We start from the raw sequence: 1,241 nt of genomic DNA, 5'->3' as shown, positions 1-1,241 counted from the left end.
ATGCATAATTGTTAGTAGAGTGGCTATCAAATATAAAACATTAGAAATATAAGTTTTACTCGTCTACGACCTTCATTAGCATTCTAAATACTGCATAAAGAATAATAAGGACTCCAATCATGCCTCATCAAGTTCCACTCTTAATCAATGGCGAATTTGTTCACAGTGAAAGCGTGCAAAAACAAAACGTTCTTAACCCCGCGACACAAGAGGTACTTGCAGAGGTCTCATTCGCCACGAAAGGCGAAATTGATCGCGCCGTTGAAGGCGCCAAAGCCGCATTCTTAGAGTGGAAAGAAACCCCTGTCAGTGAGCGCGCTCGCTTGATGCTACGTTACCAGTATTTGTTAAAGGAACATCAGCGTGAGATTGCCGAGATTCTTGCTAAAGACACGGGTAAAAATATTGAAGATGCTATGGGTGATGTATGGCGCGGTATTGAAGTTGTCGAGCATGCTTGCAACATTCCTTCCCTGTTAATGGGTGAGACTGTCGAAAATGTTGCTAAGGGCGTAGATACCTATAGCCTGACCCAGCCGCTTGGTGTGACGCTCGGTATTACCCCGTTTAACTTTCCGGCAATGATTCCGCTTTGGATGTTCCCTATGGCAACAGCCTGTGGAAACGCCATGATCCTTAAGCCCTCTGAGCAAGTTCCCTTAGCGACTGTTCGTTTATTAGAGCTATTCCAGGAAGCCGGGGCACCCAAAGGTCTGGTGCAAATGATTCATGGTGGCAAAGACCAGGTTCACCAACTTATTAAACATCCTGATATTCTGGCGACCTCATTTGTTGGTTCAGTACCTGTTGCCAAAGATGTGTATCTAACAACCACTCGCGAGATGAAGCGTGCTCAATGCTTTGCCGGTGCGAAAAATCACATGGTCGTACTACCTGATGCCGACAAAGACACCGTCATGAACGCATTAGTCGGCGCTACGGTTGGCGCTGCCGGACAACGCTGCATGGCAATTAGCGTGATTGTTTTTGTTGGCGAAACAATCGTCTGGGCAGATGAGCTCGCTGAACGCCTAAAAGCGGTTAAGCCCGGCACTTGGGACTCACCTGATTCAGCTTATGGGCCTTTGATTAGTCCTCAGGCTGTAGAGCGTGTTTCAGGCTTGATTCAAAAAGGAATAGATCAAGGTGCTAACTGCTTGATAGATGGTCGAAACATTGTTGTAGAAGGTTACCCTAATGGCAACTGGTTAGGCCCTACACTCTTCACCGGCGTTTCGACT

General features: G+C 46.7%; 1 protein-coding gene. It reads left to right on the top strand.

Features of this window, described 5'->3' with window-relative positions:
* Positions 1-119: 119 nt before the first annotated feature.
* Positions 120-1,241: CoA-acylating methylmalonate-semialdehyde dehydrogenase (gene mmsA / locus A3735_RS05765; RefSeq protein ID WP_068637734.1), on the top strand; the 1,122-nt coding region annotated here is incomplete at its 3' end.

This window comes from Oleiphilus sp. HI0061, from assembly GCF_001635675.1.
The sequence above is the reverse complement of the archived record's forward strand: the minus strand, read 5'-3'. Positions and strand labels throughout refer to the sequence as shown.